Below are 19,347 nucleotides of genomic sequence, written 5' to 3' on the forward strand. Positions count from 1 at the left end.
AAACCGCGCGAACCCGACCGTACCGGGACGGATTCCGCACAGATGTGGCTCACCCATCACCGCACTCCTGACGAGGCAACACCCATGTTCGATGCCATCGTGGTCGGCGCCCGTGTCGCCGGCTCCGCCACAGCCCTGATGCTGGCCCGGACGGGTCACCGGGTCCTGGTCCTCGACCGCGCGACCTTCCCCTCCGACACCCTCTCCACCCACCTCATCCACCAGCCGGGGGTCGCCGCCCTCGCCCGCTGGGGCCTCCTGGACGAGCTGCGCCGCACCGGCTGCCCGCCCCTCGACCACGTGGTCTACGAGGTCGCCGGCATCCGCGTCGAGGGATGCGGCCGAGGAGTCGAGGGCCAGCGGGCCGCCTACGCGCCCCGCCGCCACGTCCTCGACCACCTGATGCTCGAAGCCGCCGCGAGGGCCGGAGCCGAGATACGCCAGGGCTGCCGCGTGACGGCGCTGACGTACGACGACACCGGACGCGTCAACGGCGTGGAAGGCACCCACGCCGGAAAAGCCTTCCGGGCCGCCTCCCGCCTGGTCATCGGCGCGGACGGCATGCGCTCGACCGTCGCCGAACTCGTCCGTGCCCCCTTCACCGCCCAGCACCCCCGCCTGACCTGCGCCTACTACTCGTACTGGCAGGACCTGCCCGCGAGCCTCGAACTGCACGAGGCCCCCGCCCGCTGGGTCGCCGCCGTCGCCACCCACGACGCCACCCTGGTGCTCACCTACTTCCCCCAATCCCGGTTCGACGAGGTCAGGGCCGACGCGGAACGCCACCACCTCCGACAGGTAAGGGAGACCGCCCCCGAGCTGTACGAGAGACTCCAAAGCGCTACGCGCGTCGAGCGACTGCGCGGCACGGGCGACCAGCAGAACTACTTCCGGCAGGCCTCGGGACCGGGCTGGGCGCTCGTCGGCGACGCGGGCCACCACAAGGACTCCATCACCGCGCGCGGCATCAGCGACGCCTACCTCCAGGCGGAACTGCTCGTCCGGCACGTCCAGGGACGGCTCGACGCGGACCCCGCCCTCCTCGACCAGGCCCTCACCGGCTACGGGGAGGAACGGGACGCCGCCCTGCTGCCCGGCTACGAGGCGACCCTCGCCGTCGGCCGCCTCGACGAACAGCACCCCCAGCGCCTGGCCCTGCTCCGGGCGATCCGCAAGGACCCCGAGCTCACCTCGATCTATTTCGACATGGTCGCAGGCGCCGCGACCATCGGAGATCTCTACACCCCGAAACTTCTCGCTCTCCTATGACCGAATTCGACGCAAACGGTCATCAACTCACGTACCACCCGAACCTGTTGACGGGCCCGCGAGGCGCTCTTCAGGGCCGCCCCCCCAGGCGGACTCCTGATACGGTGCGGCTTGATCACCGGCGTGGCGACACCCCCCACCGACAAACGCCACGTCACAGGCCGGTCCGGGCCTCTGAGCATCAACTTCACCGTCGTCAGCTCGCCACGAGGATTCCATTCAGATGTCAGGCACCAGCGACCCGAAGCCGCGCCACAGGCTCGCCCCGCGCAGGTCTCTCCGCACGCAGCTGATCACGCCGATCGTCGCCCCCGTCATCGCCCTCACCGGTCTGTGGGGCTACACCGCCGTCGGCCTGGCCGGCGAACAGGCCCAGCTGAGAAACGACGCCGAGAACATCGGAACCACCGGCGGCAGAGCCCTGAGCGTCGTCTCCCGGCTCCAGCAGGAGAGACGACTGACGGCCCTGTGGCAGGGCAGCCGGTCGGAGGCCGCGCGCGGCGCCCTGGACCAGGCGCGCACCGGCACCGACAGGGCCGTCGACGAGTTCCGGGCCGCACTGACCGGCGTCGACCCCGCCCTCGGCGGGGCGGCCCACACCTTCGAGGCGTCCCTCGACACCCTCGACACCCGCCGCCAGGCCATCGACACCCGGACCGCCACCCCCGACGAGGCCTTCGGCGACCTCACCGGCATCATCGAGACCGGCACCCATCTGATCGGCTCGGCCGTACGCAGCGAGGACGGACCGCTGGCACGCGGCGGCAGCTCCACCGCCGCCCTGGTCAGACTCGTCGAGATGCTCTCCCGCGAGGACGCCCTGCTGTCCGCCGCCGTCCCCGAGGGCGGCCTCTCCGCCGCGGCCCACCACCGCTTCGTCCAGTACCTGAGCGTCCAGCGCGACCTTCGTTCCTCCCTTTCCGCCGACGACCTGCCGTCCGAAGCACGCGCCCGCTACGCCCGGATCACCGGCACCCCACAGGCCGCCTCCGTCGCCACCACCGAGGACGCCGTCGTCGTGGCCTCCGGTTCCCGCCTGCCCTCGTCGGCCAAGAACTGGAACGACGACGCCGCGGCCCTCCTCGCCGACCTCCAGGGACTCGCCGCCGGTTCGCTCGGCGAACTGTCCGGCACCGCCTCCGACCGGGCCGCCAACCTCCTCGTCGGCCTCCTCGCCGGCACCACGCTCACCGGCGCCCTCCTCGCCGCGGGCGCCGTCCTCGGCTTCCGCACCCGCCGCTCCACCCTCAAGGGACTCGCCGAGCTCCAGCGCCGCACCGAGGAGATGGCCCGCCAGTGGCCGCAGGCCCTCGCCCAGGCCGAGCGCGGCGAAGCACTCACGCCCTTCCCCGAGTCGCCGCACCTCAGGACGGCCGGCGAACTCGAACTCCTCGGCGCCGCCATCGACCGCCTCCGGTACACGGCCGCCGACACCCTGGTCAGCCAGTCCCGGGGACACGCCGGTGTCGAGAAGGTCCTCGGCCAGCTCACCCGCCGCACCCAGACCCTGATCCACCGTCTCATCGCGCTCCTCGACGACCTGGAACGCAAGCACGGCGACTCCGACCTGCTCAAGGACATCTTCAAGGTCGACCACCTCGCCACCCGCGTCCGACGGCACGCCGAGAACCTCGTCATCCTCGGCGACACGCCCCCCAGCCGCCGTATGACCGAGCCCGTCACCATCACGGACGTCATGCGCAGCGCCGTGGCCGAGACCGAGCACTACACCCGCGTCAAGGTCGAGAACCTGCCCCCGAGCAAGCGCCTCGCCCTCGCGGGCCGCGCCGTCGCGGACGTCACCCACCTGCTCGCCGAACTCGTCGAGAACGCCACCAACTTCTCCCCGCCCTACACCCAGGTCATCGTCAGCGCCCTCCAGGTCGCCGAAGGGGTCGTCCTGCACGTCGAGGACCACGGCCTCGGCATGCCCGCCGAGCACCTCGCCCAGGCCAACCACCTCCTCGCCCACCCGCAGAAGCCCGACATGGCGGCCCTCGGCGCGGACCCGCGACTCGGCCACTTCGTCGTCGCCCGCCTGGCCCAGCGCCACCGGATCCGGGTCGAACTGCGCCCCTCCGTCTACGGCGGCACCCTCGCCATCGTGTTCCTTCCGGCCCGGATGCTGGAGGAACTCGACTCCCCGGTCATGGACCAGCTCAGGGCCGCCGCCGCCCAGGCCACCGGCGCCGCGCTCGACGCCGACCCGACCCACCAGCACCAGGTCGCGGCCCCCTACGAGTCCCTGACCTCCGACCTCTCCGACCCGGCACCGCGCCCCCGCCCGGTGGACGCGCGGCCCGTCACCGCCGAGGTCTCCGGAAGCGGCCAGGGGGCCGTCGTCAGCGGCCAGGTCGTCGGCGAGAGCGAGGCGGCCGACCCCTGGGAGACCCACAGCAGGGTCCCCGACTACAGCGGATTCCCCACGTACGGAGGTGCCGGACTCGTGTCGCCCGACCACCCGGAGACGCCCGAACCCGTCGACGTACCGCCCCAACCCGTCGACGTGCCGCCCCACCGGCCGACGGTCCCCGAACCCCCGCACGCCGCCCCCGAACCCCCGCGCACGCCTCCGCGCATGCCCACGCGTACGCCGGAGCCCCCGCGCACGCCCGAGCCCTCCGCCCCGGCGCCCGCCGCGTCCCGGCAGGGGTTCGAGCCGCCCGTCGCTCCCGTCCGCAACGGCTACGCGGGCCCCGAGGGCGACACCCCGTCGCTGCGGCAGCCCGCATCGCTGCCGCAGCGCACCCGCGGATCCAGCCTCGCCGTACAGCTGCGCAGGGAGCGCGCGGAGGCGAGCAGCGAATTCGGCACCGACGGGGGAGGGTCGCGGTCTCCCGAGGCCTCGGCCCGGATAGTCGCCGCGATCCGGCGGGGGATGGACCAGGCCACCGGAACCCATGTCACGCCGGGCACAGACGGCCGGCCGTCAGAATGAACACGACAGGGGATCCGACGAACCGTGAAGGAACACAATGACTGACGTGCCTACCAGCAGGCAGCTGGACTGGGTTTTGGACGATCTCGTGGGCCGCATCCCCGAGATCCGTTGCGCCATCGTGCTCTCAGGGGACGGTCTTCTGATCGGCAAGTCGCAGGGCCTGGTCCGCGACGACGCGGAGCGGCTCTCGGCGGTGGCGTCCGGGATGCACAGCCTGGCCCGGGGTACCGCGCAGTACTTCAGAGGCGGGGCGGTCCAGCAGACCGTCATCCAGATGGAACACGCGTTCCTGTTCATCACCGCCGCCGGATCCGGCGCCCGGCTGGCCGCGCTCGCCTCGCAGGACGTGGACGCCGGGATGATGGCCTTCGAGATGGGGACGTTGGTGAAGCAGGTTGGAACGTACCTCAGTGCCGCACCTCGGATTACCGACGGCCACGCAGCACACCGCCAGGATGCCTGAGGCACACGGGCTCGACGGACCGGCCACCGGACGCCATCTCCGGCCCTACACCATCACCGGTGGCCGGACCCGCCATAATCACTACCACTTCACGCTGATCACTCTGGTGGTGACGCGCTCGCCCGACGCCGGGCCCGCGCACGAGACCCCGGAGGCCGCGCAGATCCTCGAACTGTGCCGGCACCGGGCCGTGGCGATCGCGGAGATCGCCGCTCACCTCGATCTGCCCGTGAGCGTCGTCAAGGTCCTCTGCGGCGATCTGCTGGTCGACGAGAAGATCATCGTGCAGGCTCCACCTCCACAGTCCGACAAACCGAGCGTGGACCTCATCGAAAGGGTTATCGATGGCATCCGCCAGCTCTGAACCGATCGCGCTCCCCACGGCGGTGAAGATCCTCGTCGCGGGAGGCTTCGGCGTCGGCAAGACCACCATGGTCGGCTCGGTGAGCGAGATCCCTCCGCTGGAGACGGAGGAGCGCCTCACCCAGGCAGGCCAGAACATCGACAGTCTCGCCGGGGTCGAGGGCAAGACGTCCACCACGGTCGCCATGGACTTCGGCCGCATCACCATCAGCCCGGAACTCGTGCTGTACCTGTTCGGCACCCCGGGGCAGGAGCGCTTCTGGTTCATGTGGGACGAGATCGCCCACGGCACCCTGGGGGCGCTGGTCCTGGCGGACACCCGCCGACTGGAAGCCTCCTTCGGCTCCATCGACTTCTTCGAGGAACGGGGCATCCCCTTCGCCATCGGCGTCAACTGCTTCAACGGGGAGCGCGCCTGGACCACGGACCAGGTCCGTGCCGCGCTCGACCTGGACTCCGCCGTCCCGGTGGTGCTGTGCGACGTCCGCGCCCGCGAGTCCAGCAAGGAACTGCTCCTCGCCGTCCTGGAAGCGGCCCACCGCAAGGTGTCCCGCCAGTGCGCGTGACGCGTCTCGCGGCCCGGTCCCCGTCGTGGGGGGTGGGGCCGGACATGAGGGAAGAGCCTGTGCAGGGCGGCTGTCCTGCACAGGCTCTCGGTTTGGTGCGGCCACTCGCGGGGGTGCGGTCGGGCGCGGGGGCGGCGGGTCAGCTGGGCGTGCCGTAGGCCTGGACGACGGTCGCGCCGAGATCGCACCAGACCGTGGAGGTGCCGCCGGACGGCACCCGGTTGCCGAAGTGCCGGTACGTGTAGCCGTTGTCGGTCCGACGGCAGTCGATGACCCCGGTGAACGAGGATCCGGTACAGGTGATGTTGGCGCCCCGGTGGCCGCCGCTGCCGGTGATCAGCTGCGCCGAGCAGTTGAGGGCGGACGGGGCCGCGGCGGACGCGGAGGCCGGGGACGTGGTGGTCAGCATTCCCCCTGCCGCGAGGCCGAGCGCGAGGACGGTCCTCACCACGCATTGACGGATACGCATGGAAACCTCCCGGTATCTGACGAGGTGACGGCACCTGTCACCGTAAGGAACCTATGTCACGGGAGTTCGGCCCACTAGCGGACCCGGGGAAGTTGGCGAGTAGGCGCCACACGGAGACGCCCCGACCCGGTGTCGGGTCGGGGCGCTCGGTCCGGGGCGGAGTCCGCCCCGCGGGGGTGCGTCAGCTCGCGCAGACGCCGAGGTCCTCCCAGACGCCCCACTCGCCGGTGGTGCCGGGCTGGTCGCCCGTCACCCACCACTTGGCGCGCCAGGTGTGCCCGTTGAAGGAGACCGTGTCGCTGCCGTTGTAGACACGGCTGGAGCTCCACGCGGCGACGGCGCAGGAGCCGGTGCCGCCCGTTCCGCCCGTGGTCCCGCCGGTCGTCCCACCAGTGGTTCCGCCCGTGGTGCCGCCGGTCGTTCCGCCGGTCGTCCCACCAGTGGTACCGCCCGTGGTGCCGCCGGTCGTCCCACCGGTCGTCCCGCCCGTGGTCCCACCAGTGGTGCCGCCCGTGGTCCCACCGGTCGTCCCACCCGTGGTGCCGCCCGTACCGCCGATGTTGACGTCGATGCAGGAGTAGAAGGCGTTGCCCGTGTCGGAGACGTTCCAGACGGCGAGGACCTTCTGGCGGCCGGTGATGCCGCCGAAGTTCACCGAGTGGCTGACGTCGGCGGCCGGCTGCTGGCCCTTGCCGTCGAAGGTGGCGATCATGCGGTCGCCGATGAAGTACTGCCACGAGGCGGTGGAGTGCCGCGCGGTGTGGTGCCAGTTGAAGGTGTACGTGGAGCCGACCGGCGTCACCTTCCAGGGCTTGCTGTCGTCGTCGAGCTCCGCGTACGGCGCGTTGCCGCCGCTGCAACTGCGCAGCCCCTTCGGTCCCTCGACGCTCTGGGGCTCGTACTTGATCTCACCGCAGGAGACGGTGCCCGTGGAGCACTGGTCCTGTCGGCTGCTGGGAGAGGTGACCCAGCCGTGCGCGCTGGCCGAGGTGGCCGGAAGCGTGAGGGCCAGCGCGGGGGCGATCATTGCTCCGACGAGCAGGGACGTTCGCCTTTTCATGCCCATGACATTTCGCTCTCTGTGATGTCGTCCAGTCGGCTCGCCGGGGTATACGGTCGGCCCCGGCGGCCACGATGACGAGAATGGGAAACGGCGCCGAAACGGCGTCGGACCGCTTGCGCGGCAGGGATCCCGACGTCGCGAACGGGCACCGTTGCCCATGCGCCTCAGCACTCGGCCGATGTTCCGGCCGAGCGCCACACCCTCTTAGGTCTAGACCTTATCCACGCACCCGTTTCGGTCAAGGGGTTGAGCGCCTGGATCCGTAACCGAACCCTCCGTCTACGGCCGATTGCCGCGAATCCACCAGGCAACACTCCGTGGTTCAGACCATTTTGGATTTTTTTCAGCCATGCGAATTGACAGCATGGCGACCCTGCCCTGTCCTGACGGACAGTCTGGGGCGAAGTCCGGGCGTCACACTGCTGGAGGCGGAAGCCTCCGTCGGGAGGGGTCATGAGCGATTCGGCGCGGTCCGGGGCACCCTGGGAGGAGTTCGGACGCGGCCTGCGGTCCTGGCGCAGGCGATCCGGCCTGACCCAACGCCAGTTGGGACTGATCGTGGGATACCACCACAGTCAGATAAGCCGCCTGGAGGCGGGGCTGCGCGAGCCCCCGCCCGGCCTCGTCCACCGGCTCGACGCGGTCCTCGGCGCCGGGGGCGAGCTGGCCTCGCTCGCCGCCGCCTCCCACGGACCCGGCGGGGGAGCCCCCCACGAGCCTCGCCGCATCCCCCTCGACCAGGGCCTGTTCACCACTCCGCCGGGCGACGAGGCAGACGACGCCCGCGCCGTCTGGGACGGCCTGCCCTGGCCCGCGGCGCTCCCCGCCGAAGGGCTCGTCTGCCCCCTGCACGACAATGCGGGTTGTACGACGCCCGACCGCGCCGCCGCACCGGAGCTGCTCGCCCGACTGACGGCCGCCGCCCCCGGCCACGACGAACTGACCGCCATGGAACCCGAGGTGCTGCACGCCCTCACGGGCTTCCTCGCCTGTGTCATCCGGGGCGCGCTGCACCTGAGCGCCCTGGACGGCACGGCCGCGACCGAGCGCCTGCTGCGCGGGGTGGTCCGCTGGGCCGACTCCGTCCACACGACCGGGCGCACCCCCTACGGCCAGCTGCGGATCGCCGCGCAGTACGCCCAGGTGGCGGGCAGGCTGCGGATGCGGCGCGGCCAGAGCGCCGTCGGCATGGCCTGGTTCGGCCACGGGCTGCGCTGGGCGGACGCCGTCCATGACCTGCCCGCCCGCGCCACCCTCCTCAGCGACATCTGCGCCCTGGTCCGGCTCGACGACGACCCCGGACCGACCCTCGGATACGCCGAGGCCATCGGCGCCGTCGACACCCGCAGGCGCTGGATCGCCACCCTCTCGCACCTCTATCAGGCGCGGGGGTACGCGCTGCGCCGGGACGGGGTCGAGTGCCGGCGCCACATCTCCTCCGCCCGGCGCGCCTTCGCCAGGCTGGGCCGGGACGACGGTCTGGAAGCCCCCTGGCTCACCGGGGCCGAGGGCGAGATGCGGGTGGAGTCGGCGATCGGCGGGGCGCTGCGGGATCTCGCGGCGGCCACCGGGGACCGCGCGACGGCCCGCCGTGCGGTCGAGGCCGTCGCCCGCTCCCGGGCGCAGCTCTCGCCCCTCATGCGCGACACCCATCTCCTGCTCACGCTCCGGCTCGCCGACGGCTGGGCCTGTGCGGGGGACCCGGAGGCGGCCGTGGCGCTCGCGTCGCCCGTGCTCGACGAGGCGGCGGGCACGGACGAACTCCTCGTCCGCGCGGAGCTGGACGGGCTGCACGCCAGACTCGGGCGGGACTGGGGCGCTGTCTCCCAAGTCGTCGACTACCAGGATCAGTTGGTCGATCTCGGGGTGCGGGGAGCGGGGCGAGGCTTGCCGGAATTTGCCAGCCGCGCACAGCGCCTCCGGACGCGTTGACCGGAGCACGGCCGGATGTGAGGGTTCGGCCAGCCCGGCGACGCGACGCGCCGGACGTACCGGTGACTCCCCGACGGAGCCAACCGTGCGCGCATCGCTGTTGGTCGGAGCCACGACATCAGCCGGGCGGCTTCATCACCTCTCACAAGGAGCCATGATGCTGAGAAAGTTGGCGGTGGCCGGGATATCCCTGGTCGTGACACTCGGAGTGGTGGTGCCGACCTCGGTCGCCGCGGCCGCACCGGTCGCCGCACCCCCCACGAGCAAGCCCCAGCCCCCCTCCGCCGCCAGGGCCGTCGCCGCCGCAGACCTGGCGGCCGCCAGCGGCCTCGACGCCCTCTCCAAGGGCGCCGACGAGCAGTACGACCGGCACCAGGTCATTCCCTGGACCCAGGGTCTGTACGCCGTCGCCTACGAGCGCACCTACCGCGGTCTGCCCGTCGTGGGCGGCGACGCGGTGGTCCTCGCCGACGGCGAGGGCAAGGTCCGCTCGGTCCAGTCCGCCGCGGAGAACCCCGTCTCCGTGTCCACCACCGCCAAGGTGTCCGCCGCGAAGGCCGAACGGACCAGCCGGGGACGCCTGGCCGAGGTCGACAAGGCCGACGCCGCGCGTCTGGTGGTCCGCGTCAAGGACGACCACGCCACCCTCGCCTGGGAGACCGTGCTGACCGGCCGTACGGCCGAGGGCAAGCCCAGCAAGCTGCACGTCTTCGTCGACGCGCGGACCGGCGGGGTCGTCGACTCCTTCGACGACGTCCGGGCCGGCACCGGCCGCAGCGAGTGGAACGGGCCGAGCCCGCTCGCCATCGACACCTCGCGCTCGGGCACCTCGTACGTCCTGCGCGACACCACCCGCCCCGGCCTCCAGTGCTCCGACTACAACGGCGGGCTGTTCACCAAGGCCACCGACGACTGGGGCACGGGCAGCGCCACCAGCCGCGAGACCGGCTGTGTCGACGTCATGTACGCGGCGCAGAAGCAGTCGGACATGCTCCGGGACTGGCTCGGCCGCAACGGGCACAACGGCAGCGGCGGCAGCTGGCCCGCCCGCGTCGGCCTCAACGAGCTGAACGCCTACTGGGACGGCTCGACCATCACCATCGGCCACAACAGCGCCAACAAGTGGATCGCGGGCGTGGACGTCGTCGCCCACGAGTACGGGCACGGCCTGGACTCCAACACCCCCGGCGGCGCCAACCACGAGAGCGGACTCGGCGAGGCCACCGGCGACATCATGGGCGCCCTCACCGAGGCGTACGCCAACCAGCCGGCGCCGTACGACACCCCCGACTACACCGTCGGCGAGATGATCGACCTCCAGGGCCGGGGCCCGATCCGCAACATGTACAACCCGGCCGCGCTCGGCGACCCCGCGTGTTACTCCGCCTCGATCCCCAACACCGAGGAGCACGCCGCCGCGGGCCCGCTCAACCACTGGTTCTACCTGCTCGCCGAGGGCTCCAACCCCGGCGGCGGCAAGCCCTCCAGCTCCACCTGCAACAGCTCCACCGTCACCGGCGTCGGCATCAAGGACGCCGGACGGATCTTCTACGGCGCCATGCTGCTCAAGACCAGCGGCATGACCTACAAGCGCTACCGCACCGCCACGCTGACCACGGCGAAGAACCTCGACGCCAGCTGTGGCCTGTTCAACACCACCAAGGCCGCCTGGGACGCGATCAGCGTGACCGCGCAGACCGGCGACCCGACCTGCACCTCGCAGCAGGCGGACTTCTCCCTGGCGCTCACCCCCGGCTCCGGTGACGTACAGGCCGGCTCCACCGCCACCGCCACGGTCGCCACCACGACCACGGTCGGCAGCGCCCAGCAGGTGTCCCTGAGCGCCAGCGGCGCGCCCGCCGGGGCGACCGTCACCTTCAACCCGTCCACGGTCACCTCCGGCGGCTCCGCGACCATGAGCGTCGCGACCACCTCGGGCACCGCCGCGGGCACCTACCCGATCACCGTCACGGGTCGCGCCGGTGTCAACACCCACACCGCGCAGTACACCCTGAAGGTCGGCGGCGGAGGCACCCCGACCACTCCGCCGGACGTCGACGTGGCGGCCGTCCAGGCCCACCTGTCGCAGCTGTCCACCATCGCCTCGCAGAACGGCGGCAACCGCCGCTCCACCACCGCCGGTTACCGCTCTTCCCTCGCCTACGTCAAGGGCCTGCTCCAGACCGCCGGATACACGGTGACCGAGCAGACCTGCACCTCCGGCTGCACGGCGGGGGCGGGCAACAACCTGATCGCCGAGTGGCCCAAGGGCGACGCGAACAGCGTCTACATGTTCGGCGCCCACCTCGACGGCGTGTCCGCCGGGCCCGGCATCAACGACAACGGCTCCGGTTCCGCCGCCCTCCTGGAGGCCGCGCTCACCCTGGCCAAGTCCAACCCGACCATGAAGAACCGGGTCCGCTTCGCCTGGTGGACCGACGAGGAGCAGGGCCTCAACGGCTCCTCCTTCTACGCCCGCACGCTCGCCACCACCGAGCGGAGCCGGATCAAGGCGTACTACAACTTCGACATGATCGCCTCGGTCAACGGCGGCTACTTCATCAACAACCTGAACTCGGCCGCCTCCGCGCCGATGAAGGCGTACTGGGACTCGCTCGGTCTCGCCCCCCAGGAGAACATCGAGGGGCAGGGCCGCTCGGACGACTACTCCTTCCAGCAGATCGGCATCCCGACCTCCGGCTACGCGACCGGCGCGTCGGCGATCAAGTCCGCCACCGAGGCGGCCAAGTGGGGCGGCACGGCCGGCCGGGGCTACGACCCCTGCTACCACTCCGCCTGCGACACCACCGCCAACATCAGCGCCACCGCGCTGAACCGCAGCGCCGACGGCATCGTGTACACCCTCTGGAAGACCGCCGTCGGGGAGTCCACGACCCCGGCCAACGACTTCTCGATCGGTGCTTCGCCCGCCGCCGGTACGGTCGCCCCCGGCTCGTCCGCCTCGGTCACCGTGACGACGGCCACCACCAGCGGCAACGCCCAGAGCGTGCAGCTCTCGGCCTCGGGCCTGCCGACCGGTGTGACCGTGTCGTTCAGCCCCGCCTCGGTCACCTCGGGCCAGTCCTCGACGGCCACGGTGTCGGTCGCCGCGGGCACCGCTGCGGGTACGTACACCCTCGGTCTCTCGGGTGCGGGCGAGGTCAGCCACCAGACCACGTACACCCTCACCGTCTCCGGCGGTGGCGGCGGCGAGACCACCTGGCAGCTGGGCGCCACCTACGCCGCCGGTGACATCGTGACCTACAGCGGCGTCCGCTACCGCTGCCTCCAGGGCCACACCGCCTACCAGGGCTGGGAGCCCCCGAACGTCCCCGCCCTCTGGCAGCGCCTCTGACCAACTGACCGGTCGCCCCGCGCGACCCCACCTCCGGCCGGCCCCCGTGACGACGGGGAGCCGGCCGGTCCGGTTCCCATCGCTTTTCCGCCACACGGCGGGACCATCCGGTGCCAAGGGCATACGCCGGAGGAATGCGCACGCCACGGCCCGAAGAATCGTTGCCCCATGCATGGACGTGCACGCACGGGCGTGCGAGACAAGCGGGGCCCCGCACGTCGCCCGGGTCCCGAGGGAGAGGAAGAAACAGCAGGTCAGAGGCGAGTTAACCCCTTCTTGAGCGCTCTGCGGCGATGGAAGAGTGAGGCCCGAAACCGGACCGCCCATCGTGAACCGGGCCGCCCTCCGGTCGCAGCAACACAGAGGGGAACCACCATGTCAGCGCGTAAGACCCTGGCGATCCTGACCGCCGCAGCGGCCCTCATCGCGGGGCCCGTCCTGTCGGCCCACGCCTCGACCACCCCGACCGCGACCTACGCCGAGCAGGCGCGCGCCGCCGGACTCTCCGAGCAGCAGGCCGGTGAACTCCAGCGCCAGGTCGACGCCGTCCTCGCGCGGTCTCCGCAGGCCCGCCAGACCTCGGCGAACACCGTCGACATCCCCGGCGGAACCGCCACCGTCGCCCTCCCCGGCAGCGCCGAGGCCCGCGCGCAGGCCGACCCCGAGGCCTACCCGTCCTGCGCCGACGGTCACCTGTGCATCCTCGACGGACGCAACGTCAGGTACGACTACTACCGCTGCGGCTACTACGACTTCGACGGCATCGGCGACGGCACCTTCAACAACAACCAGACCTCGGGCACCCGCGCCCGCTTCTACAACCAGAACGGCAGCGAGCGCTGGTCGAGCGTGGCCAAGGCCGTCGGCACCGCCAACTGGACGCCGGTGTACCACATCCGCCCCTGTTGAGAGCCTCCTTCCCCGCGCCGCCCCCGCCCCCGCTCAGGGGCCGGGGGCGGCCCCGTCGTGCCCCGATGACCGGCATCCGGGACACGCCTGTCCACATCATGGGACATGGTTGTCGGTGGGCGGACATCGCCGCCAGGATGCGGGCATGCGCCCCGACCTCATCCGCCGCCGACACGTGGACCTCATGCGTGTCGCCGGGATGCTGTGTCGGCCCCGCACCCGTGCCGCCGCCCGTCACTGAACCCGTCCGTCCCGGACCCTGACCCGCCCGCGCGGAAGGGGCCCCGACGGCTCTGCCACGAGCGGCCCCGACGCCTCCCGACGCGTCGGCCACCGGCACCGCCCTCCCCTCCGCCGCTCCGTCGCGGCCGTACGCCGACCTCCCGGCGCCCCGTTCCCGGACCCGCCCGTCCGGCCCCGTGGCCCGCCGTGCCGGTGTCCCACCGCGCCCCCGTACCCCCGAGGTGTCCTCCGCATGTCACCGACCGACCTTCCCGTCCTGCACTGGTTCCTGCCCACCGGCGGCGACGGCCGCGACCCGGGCGGCGTCACCGCCGTCCAGGGCCGCACCGCCGCCGCCACCCGGCGCCCGGCCGACCTCGACTACCTCGTCCAGGTCGCACGGGCCGCCGACCGGGCCGGCTTCGCCAAGCTGCTCACCCCCGTCGGACTCGGCTGCGTCGACCCCTGGGTCCTCACCCCCGCCGTGGCGGCCCGCACCGAACGCGTCGGCTTCCTCGTCGCCTTCCGCGCCGGACTCGCCCAGCCCACCCTCGTCGCCCAGCAGGCCGACACCTTCCGGCGCCTCTTCGGCGACCGGATCGCGCTCAACGTCGTCACCGGCGGCGACCCCGCCGAACAGCGCGCCTACGGCGACCACCTCCCGAAGGACGAGCGCTACGCACGCAGCGGCGAACTCATGCACGTCGTACGGGAACTGCTCGCCGGACACCGGGTCGACACCGAGGGCCCGCACATCCGGGTCGAGGACGCGCGCCTCCACGAACCGACCCTCGCCGCGCCCGTCCCCCTCTACTTCGGCGGCGCCTCACCCGCCGCCGAGACCGTCGCCGCCCGCCACGCCGACGTCCAACTGCTCTGGGGCGAGCCCCCGGCGGCCGTCGCCGAACGCGTCGCCCGACTGCGCGCCAAGGCCGCCGCGCACGGCCGGGACCCGCGCTTCGGACTGCGCCTCCACGTCATCAGCCGCGACACCGCCGACGAGGCCTGGCGCGAGGCCGACCGCATTCTGGCCGGACTCGACCCCGAGGCCGTACGCGCCTCGCAGGAACGCTTCTCCCGGATGGACTCCACCGGCCAGGCCCGCATGACCGCCCTGCACGGCGGCTCAGCCGCCCGCCTCACCGTCGCCCCCAACCTCTGGGCCGGCATCGGACTCGTCCGCGAAGGAGCCGGGACCGCCCTGGTCGGCTCGCACGACGAGGTCGCCGCCCGCCTCCGGGAGTACCACCTGCTGGGCATCGACGAGTTCGTCCTCTCCGGCTACCCGCACCTGGAGGAGGCCTACCGGGTCGGCGAGGAGGTCGCACCCCGGCTGCGGGCGCTCGTCGAGAGCGCCGCAGGGCCCACGACCGAGAGCGCCGCCGCGCCCGAGACCGCCACCGCGTCCGCCGCCGAGGGGGTGACGGTGTGACGCTCCTCGACGGCGCACCCGGGACGGCCGCCCCCGCCGGGCACGGATCCGGCGGCGCGCCCGCGCGGACCGCCGCAGGGGCCCGCCCCTGGGCGCGGTTCCTCCAGTGGACCGCGCTACGGCTCCTCGCCCTCGCGGTCCTGGTCGCCGTCTGGCAGACCGTGGTCGCGGCGGGCGTCTGGCCCCGCGTCCTCGTCCCCGCCCCCGCCGACGTCTGGCGGGCCCTCGTCCGCGCCTCCACCGTCCACGACGGAACCCGAGGCGTCAGTGGGCACCTGCTCGTCGAACACCTCGCGGTCTCCCTGCGCCGCATCGCCCTCGGCACCGGGTACGCGACGCTCGTCGGAGTCCCCCTCGGGCTGCTGATCGGGGTGGTCCGCCCGCTCGCCGTCGTCCTCGAACCGGCCGTCACCTTCCTGCGCACCCTGCCCCCGCTCGCCTACCTCTCCCTGCTCGTCATCTGGTTCGGCATCGACGAGTCGCCCAAGATCTGGCTGCTCGTCATCGCCGCCCTCCCGCCGATCACCGCCGCCACCGCGGCGGCGGTCCGGGGCGTCCCGGGCGATCTGGTCGAGGCGGCCCGCGCGCTCGGTGCCGGACCCCTCTCCGTCCTGCTGTCGGTACGGCTTCCGGCCGCGCTGCCCGAGATCCTCACCGGCGTACGGATCGCCGTCGGCATCGCCTACACCTCGGTCGTCGCCGCCGAGACCATCAACGGGGTCCCCGGCATCGGCGGCATGATCCGCGACGCCCAGCGCTACAACCAGACCGATCTCGTCATCGCCGGACTCCTGGCCATCGGCCTCTCCGGCATCCTCCTCGACGCCCTGTTCAGGGGAGTGGAGAAGGCCGCCGTGCCCTGGCGCGGCCGAGCCTGACCGGGCCGCCGCTCCCGTCCCCCCCCCGTACAGCGCTTCCGTCTCCCGTACGCCCCTTCTCCTCGCCCCGTACCCCCCCGGCCCGCAGCGCGCGGCCCCCAGCCAAGGAAGCCCCATGTCTCCGTACCCCCGCCGCACCGTCCTCACCGCCGGCGCCGCCGCGCTGCTCGCCCTGGCCGCGACCGCCTGCGGCGGAGCCGCCACGAACGACGGAGAGGAATCGGGCAGGACCCGGGTGCGCATCGCCTACCAGGCGATACCCAACGCCGATCTGGTCGTCAAGAACCAGCGGCTCCTGGAGAAAGCCCTGCCCGACGCCGACGTCCGCTGGGTGAAGTTCGACTCGGGCGGCGACGTCAACACGGCCGTGATCGCCGGAGCCGTCGACCTGGGCCTGATCGGCTCCAGCCCCGTCACCAAGGGACTGTCGGCGCCGCTGGACATCCCGTACAAGGTGCTGTGGATCCATGACCTCATCGGCGACAACGAGGCCCTCGTCGCCAAGAAGGAGATCGCCTCCGTGGCCGCCCTGAAGGGGCGCAAGGTGGCCGCCCCGTTCGGGTCCACCGCCCACTACTCGCTGCTCGCCGCCCTGGAGTCGGCCGGGCTCACCGCCTCCGACGTGTCGCTCGTCGACCTCCAGCCGCAGGACGCACTCGCCGCCTGGCAGCGCGGCGACATCGACGCCGCCTACGTCTGGACCCCGAGCCTCACCGAACTCCGCGAGACCGGGAAGGTCCTCGTCACCAGCCGGCAGATCGGGGCCGCCGGGAAGCCGACCGCCGACCTCGGCGTCGTCACCGACGCGTTCGCCGCCGCACACCCCGAGATCGTCGACGCCTGGCTGTCCGCCGAGGACCAGGCCGTCAAGCTCGCCAAGAGCGACCCGGCGAAGGCGGCGGCCGCGATCGGGACCGAGCTGAACCTGACCCCCGACCAGGCCCGCGCCCAACTCGCGGAACTCGTCCTGCTCACCGCGGCGGAACAGCGGGCCCCCGCCTACCTGGGGACGCCCGGCAAGCCCGGCGCGCTCGCGGGGCACCTGCGGGACGCCGCCGTCTTCCTGCACGGACAGAAGGCGATCGACACCGTCCCCGAACGCGCGGTCTTCGAGAAGGCCCTCGCGGTGGAGGAGCTGTCCCGTGGCACCCGCTGACCGCCGCCCGGGTGACACCGGACCCTCCGGCCCCCGCCCCGCGCCTGCCGGGCCGGACATCGCACTCGACGGTGTCAGCGTCCGTTACGGTCCCGCCCGGAACCCCGTCACGGCGGTGGGAGACGTCTCGCTCACGGTCGCGCCCGGCGAGTTCGTCGTCCTCGTCGGCCCCTCGGGCTGCGGCAAGACCACCCTGCTGCGTCTGATGGCGGGTTTCGAACGCCCGGCGGCGGGCACGGTCGGCGTCCACCGCAAGACGGGCGTGGTCTTCCAGCAGCCGCGGCTCTTCCCCTGGCGGACCGTCGCGGGAAACCTCGCCTTCGCGCTCGCCCGGCACGGCGTCCCCCGTACGGGGCGGGCCACACGCATCGAGGAGCTTCTGCGCCTGGTCGGGCTTCCCGGCATGGGCGGTCGCCGCACCTGGGAACTGTCGGGCGGGCAGCGGCAGCGCGTGGCGATCGCCCGCGCGCTCGCCGCCGAACCGCAGATCCTGCTCATGGACGAGCCGTTCGCCGCGCTCGACGCCCTCACCCGCGAACGGCTCCAGGAAGAGGTGCGGACTCTGGCGGCCACCACCGGCACGACCGTCGTCTTCGTCACCCATTCGGCGGAAGAAGCGGTGCTGCTCGGTTCCCGGGTCCTGGTGATGGCGGCCGCCCCGGGCCGCATCGTCGAAGAGGTCGCCGTCCCCCTGCCCAGGGACCCGGACACGGATGTCGCCGCCCTGCGCGGAGCGGCCCCCGTCGCGAGCCTGCGAGCGGAACTGGCCCGCGCGACCCGCGAGGCGGCCCTGACCTCCTGACCTTCCGGCCTCCAGGTCTCCCGACCTCCTGGCCTGCTGGCCTTCTGGGTTTCCCGGCCGGTGCCCGTGGCGCCCCCGTGCTTCCTCCGGGGGCGCCACGGGGCGCGAGCGGCCGGTCCCGCGTCAGCGCGTACAGGCCTGGACGACGAAGTAGACGATGACGCAGAGGACGATCAGGCCGAAGCACCCGCTGCCCTCGTCGCCGTCGACCGCGCGCCGTATCCGGTCCCGTTCCTCCTCGCGCCCCCGCTCGTACGCTTGTCGCTTCTCCCAGTCGTCGTAGTACACGGCCATCCCCCGTATCACCGCATGAACAGGCGTCACACCCCGGCCGCTCAGGAACGCTCGAAGCCGGGGCTTGCATCGTGCCGTCGGGCGGACGCACCGGGATGTGGACGGGCGCGTGGTCGCTTGTGCTCCCGTGCGGAGGTCCGGGAGCCGCCCGTCTCGGCGCGGTACTCGCCCGGAGACATCCCGTACGCGGCACGGAAGGAGCGGCTGAACTCGGCGGGGACGAGCAGCCCCCAGCGGGCCGCGAGCGCGGCGATCGACCGGTGACGCAGCCGGGGGTCCGCGAGATCGAGGCGGCAGCGCTCCAGCCGCCGCCGCCGGATGGTCGCCGCCACGGTGGCCGGTTCGAGGCGGAACAAGGAGTGGAGGGAGCGCAGGGACAGGTGATGGTGGGCGGCGATGGCCGCGGGGCCGAGAGCGGGGTCGCCGAGATGCTCGTTGATGAAGGCGTTGATCTCGGCGCGCAGCACGGTGGTGCGCGACTCCCAGGGCAGCAGCCCCGACGCGTCGAGCCGGTCGGCCAGGAACGAGGCGACGAGATCGCCGGTGACGGTACCCAGACGGTGGGCCTCGGCGGGCCCCACCTCGGCCGCGTGGTCGAGCAGGGCGCCCAGATGCCGCCGCAGCAGCATCCCGCTCACCCCGCCGGGAGCGAGCCGCAGCGAGAGGAGACGGTCGGTGTGCGTGGCGGGCAGGGGCAGCGCGCTCCTCGCGATCCGCAGCACCACCACCTCGGCCCTGCCCCCCTCCTCCGGCACCCCGGCTTCCAGGGGATGCGAGGTGTCGAAGAGCACCATGTCGTCCGGACCGGCCAGGGCGTGGCCGCGCAGCTGACCGACCCGCATCGAACTGCGCCGTATCCATCCCAGCTGGTAGGTCTCCGGATCGTCACGCCGGATGTGCCGGGCCGTCCGCGCCGCGTGCAGCGGCGGGAAGGAGAAGTGCGCGAGCTGCGCCGTCCCCAGGCGGAGCGCGGAGACCCGGGACGGGAAGTCCTCGGTGTACGGGGTCGAGAGCGCGAGCGGAAAGATGTGCCGGCGGACCTGATCGGCGTACCACTCGAAGCGGTCCTCGGCCCGCACGGACTCGCTCGACAAGGTGGTCAGCAGCGCGTCGTGGCGACGGGCACCCCCCGGGGCGGGGCGCGGGTCGGCGGGCTCCTCGGGATTCACGGGGGACACGCCCCATCGTGGGGACCGCACCGGGATACCGGCAGTCTCTTTCCGGCCAAGGCGG

16 protein-coding genes are annotated in these 19,347 nt (G+C 72.6%); 12 read left to right on the forward strand and 4 right to left on the reverse strand.

Going from position 1 to position 19,347, the window contains the following annotated elements:
• Positions 1 to 84 precede the first annotated feature (84 nt).
• The 5 genes from BU197_RS21405 (at position 85) to BU197_RS21425 (ending at position 5,602) form a co-directional block, all read left to right on the forward strand.
• Positions 85 to 1,269: an FAD-dependent oxidoreductase gene (locus BU197_RS21405; protein ID WP_188269920.1), complete on the forward strand. Its 1,185-nt coding sequence runs from the start codon at positions 85 to 87 to the stop codon at positions 1,267 to 1,269.
• Between the two features lie 223 nt (positions 1,270 to 1,492).
• Positions 1,493 to 4,207: a nitrate- and nitrite sensing domain-containing protein gene (locus tag BU197_RS31085; protein WP_188269921.1), complete on the forward strand. Its 2,715-nt coding sequence runs from the start codon at positions 1,493 to 1,495 to the stop codon at positions 4,205 to 4,207.
• Between the two features lie 37 nt (positions 4,208 to 4,244).
• Positions 4,245 to 4,673, forward strand: coding sequence for a roadblock/LC7 domain-containing protein (locus BU197_RS21415; RefSeq protein WP_188269922.1), 429 nt, complete (start codon positions 4,245 to 4,247; stop codon positions 4,671 to 4,673).
• Positions 4,666 to 5,037 (forward strand): DUF742 domain-containing protein, encoded by a 372-nt coding sequence (locus BU197_RS21420; RefSeq protein ID WP_188269923.1) that lies wholly within the window; start codon positions 4,666 to 4,668, stop codon positions 5,035 to 5,037. Before BU197_RS21415 ends, BU197_RS21420 begins: the two co-directional genes overlap by 8 nt.
• Positions 5,018 to 5,602: a GTP-binding protein gene (locus tag BU197_RS21425; protein WP_188269924.1), complete on the forward strand. Its 585-nt coding sequence runs from the start codon at positions 5,018 to 5,020 to the stop codon at positions 5,600 to 5,602. Before BU197_RS21420 ends, BU197_RS21425 begins: the two co-directional genes overlap by 20 nt.
• A 139-nt stretch (positions 5,603 to 5,741) precedes the next feature.
• Here BU197_RS21425 and BU197_RS21430 read toward each other — a convergent pair whose 3' ends face one another.
• Both BU197_RS21430 and BU197_RS21435 read right to left on the reverse strand, forming a co-directional pair.
• Positions 5,742 to 6,071 carry a hypothetical protein gene (locus BU197_RS21430; protein WP_188269925.1) on the reverse strand — a complete coding sequence of 110 codons (330 nt, stop codon included), beginning with the start codon at positions 6,069 to 6,071 and terminating at the stop codon, positions 5,742 to 5,744.
• A 181-nt stretch (positions 6,072 to 6,252) separates the two neighbouring features.
• A complete protein-coding gene (locus BU197_RS21435; RefSeq protein WP_188269926.1) occupies positions 6,253 to 7,137 on the reverse strand; it encodes a lytic polysaccharide monooxygenase in 885 nt (294 codons plus the stop codon).
• A 450-nt stretch (positions 7,138 to 7,587) separates the two neighbouring features.
• Between BU197_RS21435 and BU197_RS21440 the strand changes: the two genes are divergently transcribed.
• From BU197_RS21440 to BU197_RS21470, 7 genes are all read left to right on the forward strand, one after another.
• Complete coding sequence (locus tag BU197_RS21440) at positions 7,588 to 9,066, forward strand: helix-turn-helix domain-containing protein (RefSeq protein ID WP_188269927.1); 1,479 nt, start codon at positions 7,588 to 7,590, stop codon at positions 9,064 to 9,066.
• Positions 9,067 to 9,223: 157 nt separating this feature from the next.
• Entirely contained in the window at positions 9,224 to 12,421 is a 3,198-nt protein-coding gene (locus tag BU197_RS21445) for a M20/M25/M40 family metallo-hydrolase (protein ID WP_188269928.1), read from the forward strand.
• A gap of 375 nt (positions 12,422 to 12,796) precedes the next feature.
• The gene (locus BU197_RS31090; protein ID WP_188269929.1) at positions 12,797 to 13,330 is read left to right on the forward strand and encodes a hypothetical protein; all 534 of its coding nucleotides are present in this window, start codon (positions 12,797 to 12,799) and stop codon (positions 13,328 to 13,330) included.
• Positions 13,331 to 13,805: 475 nt separating this feature from the next.
• On the forward strand, positions 13,806 to 14,984 hold the full coding sequence (locus BU197_RS21455) for an LLM class flavin-dependent oxidoreductase (protein ID WP_188269930.1): 1,179 nt from the start codon (positions 13,806 to 13,808) through the stop codon (positions 14,982 to 14,984).
• The gene (locus BU197_RS21460; protein ID WP_188269931.1) at positions 14,981 to 15,862 is read left to right on the forward strand and encodes an ABC transporter permease; all 882 of its coding nucleotides are present in this window, start codon (positions 14,981 to 14,983) and stop codon (positions 15,860 to 15,862) included. The genes BU197_RS21455 and BU197_RS21460 overlap by 4 nt, the downstream gene beginning before the upstream one ends.
• A gap of 115 nt (positions 15,863 to 15,977) precedes the next feature.
• Positions 15,978 to 17,018, forward strand: coding sequence for a glycine betaine ABC transporter substrate-binding protein (locus tag BU197_RS21465; protein WP_188269932.1), 1,041 nt, complete (start codon positions 15,978 to 15,980; stop codon positions 17,016 to 17,018).
• Positions 17,005 to 17,820, forward strand: coding sequence for an ABC transporter ATP-binding protein (locus tag BU197_RS21470; protein ID WP_188269933.1), 816 nt, complete (start codon positions 17,005 to 17,007; stop codon positions 17,818 to 17,820). Before BU197_RS21465 ends, BU197_RS21470 begins: the two co-directional genes overlap by 14 nt.
• Positions 17,821 to 17,943: 123 nt before the next feature.
• Here the strand turns inward: BU197_RS21470 and BU197_RS21475 are convergent, their stop codons facing one another.
• Together BU197_RS21475 and BU197_RS21480 are read right to left on the reverse strand one after the other, a co-directional pair.
• Positions 17,944 to 18,114 carry a hypothetical protein gene (locus BU197_RS21475; protein ID WP_188269934.1) on the reverse strand — a complete coding sequence of 57 codons (171 nt, stop codon included), beginning with the start codon at positions 18,112 to 18,114 and terminating at the stop codon, positions 17,944 to 17,946.
• Positions 18,115 to 18,155: 41 nt separating this feature from the next.
• Positions 18,156 to 19,283 (reverse strand): helix-turn-helix domain-containing protein, encoded by a 1,128-nt coding sequence (locus BU197_RS21480; protein ID WP_188269935.1) that lies wholly within the window; start codon positions 19,281 to 19,283, stop codon positions 18,156 to 18,158.
• Positions 19,284 to 19,347 lie beyond the last annotated feature (64 nt).

Origin of the sequence: Streptomyces sp. CBMA291 (assembly GCF_014596525.1) — a bacterium.
Classification (GTDB): Bacteria; Actinomycetota; Actinomycetes; order Streptomycetales; family Streptomycetaceae; genus Streptomyces.

What these genes read in the sequence shown, in the direction of transcription:
- BU197_RS21405 (WP_188269920.1), top strand. Translation starts at nt 85, where the DNA reads ATGTTCGATGCCATCGTGGTCGGCGCCCGTGTCGCCGGCTCCGCCACA.
- BU197_RS31085 (WP_188269921.1), top strand. Translation starts at nt 1,493, where the DNA reads ATGTCAGGCACCAGCGACCCGAAGCCGCGCCACAGGCTCGCCCCGCGC.
- BU197_RS21415 (WP_188269922.1), top strand. Translation starts at nt 4,245, where the DNA reads ATGACTGACGTGCCTACCAGCAGGCAGCTGGACTGGGTTTTGGACGAT.
- BU197_RS21420 (WP_188269923.1), top strand. Translation starts at nt 4,666, where the DNA reads ATGCCTGAGGCACACGGGCTCGACGGACCGGCCACCGGACGCCATCTC.
- BU197_RS21425 (WP_188269924.1), top strand. Translation starts at nt 5,018, where the DNA reads ATGGCATCCGCCAGCTCTGAACCGATCGCGCTCCCCACGGCGGTGAAG.
- BU197_RS21430 (WP_188269925.1), bottom strand. Translation starts at nt 6,071, where the DNA reads ATGCGTATCCGTCAATGCGTGGTGAGGACCGTCCTCGCGCTCGGCCTC.
- BU197_RS21435 (WP_188269926.1), bottom strand. Translation starts at nt 7,137, where the DNA reads ATGGGCATGAAAAGGCGAACGTCCCTGCTCGTCGGAGCAATGATCGCC.
- BU197_RS21440 (WP_188269927.1), top strand. Translation starts at nt 7,588, where the DNA reads ATGAGCGATTCGGCGCGGTCCGGGGCACCCTGGGAGGAGTTCGGACGC.
- BU197_RS21445 (WP_188269928.1), top strand. Translation starts at nt 9,224, where the DNA reads ATGCTGAGAAAGTTGGCGGTGGCCGGGATATCCCTGGTCGTGACACTC.
- BU197_RS31090 (WP_188269929.1), top strand. Translation starts at nt 12,797, where the DNA reads ATGTCAGCGCGTAAGACCCTGGCGATCCTGACCGCCGCAGCGGCCCTC.
- BU197_RS21455 (WP_188269930.1), top strand. Translation starts at nt 13,806, where the DNA reads ATGTCACCGACCGACCTTCCCGTCCTGCACTGGTTCCTGCCCACCGGC.
- BU197_RS21465 (WP_188269932.1), top strand. Translation starts at nt 15,978, where the DNA reads ATGTCTCCGTACCCCCGCCGCACCGTCCTCACCGCCGGCGCCGCCGCG.
- BU197_RS21475 (WP_188269934.1), bottom strand. Translation starts at nt 18,114, where the DNA reads ATGGCCGTGTACTACGACGACTGGGAGAAGCGACAAGCGTACGAGCGG.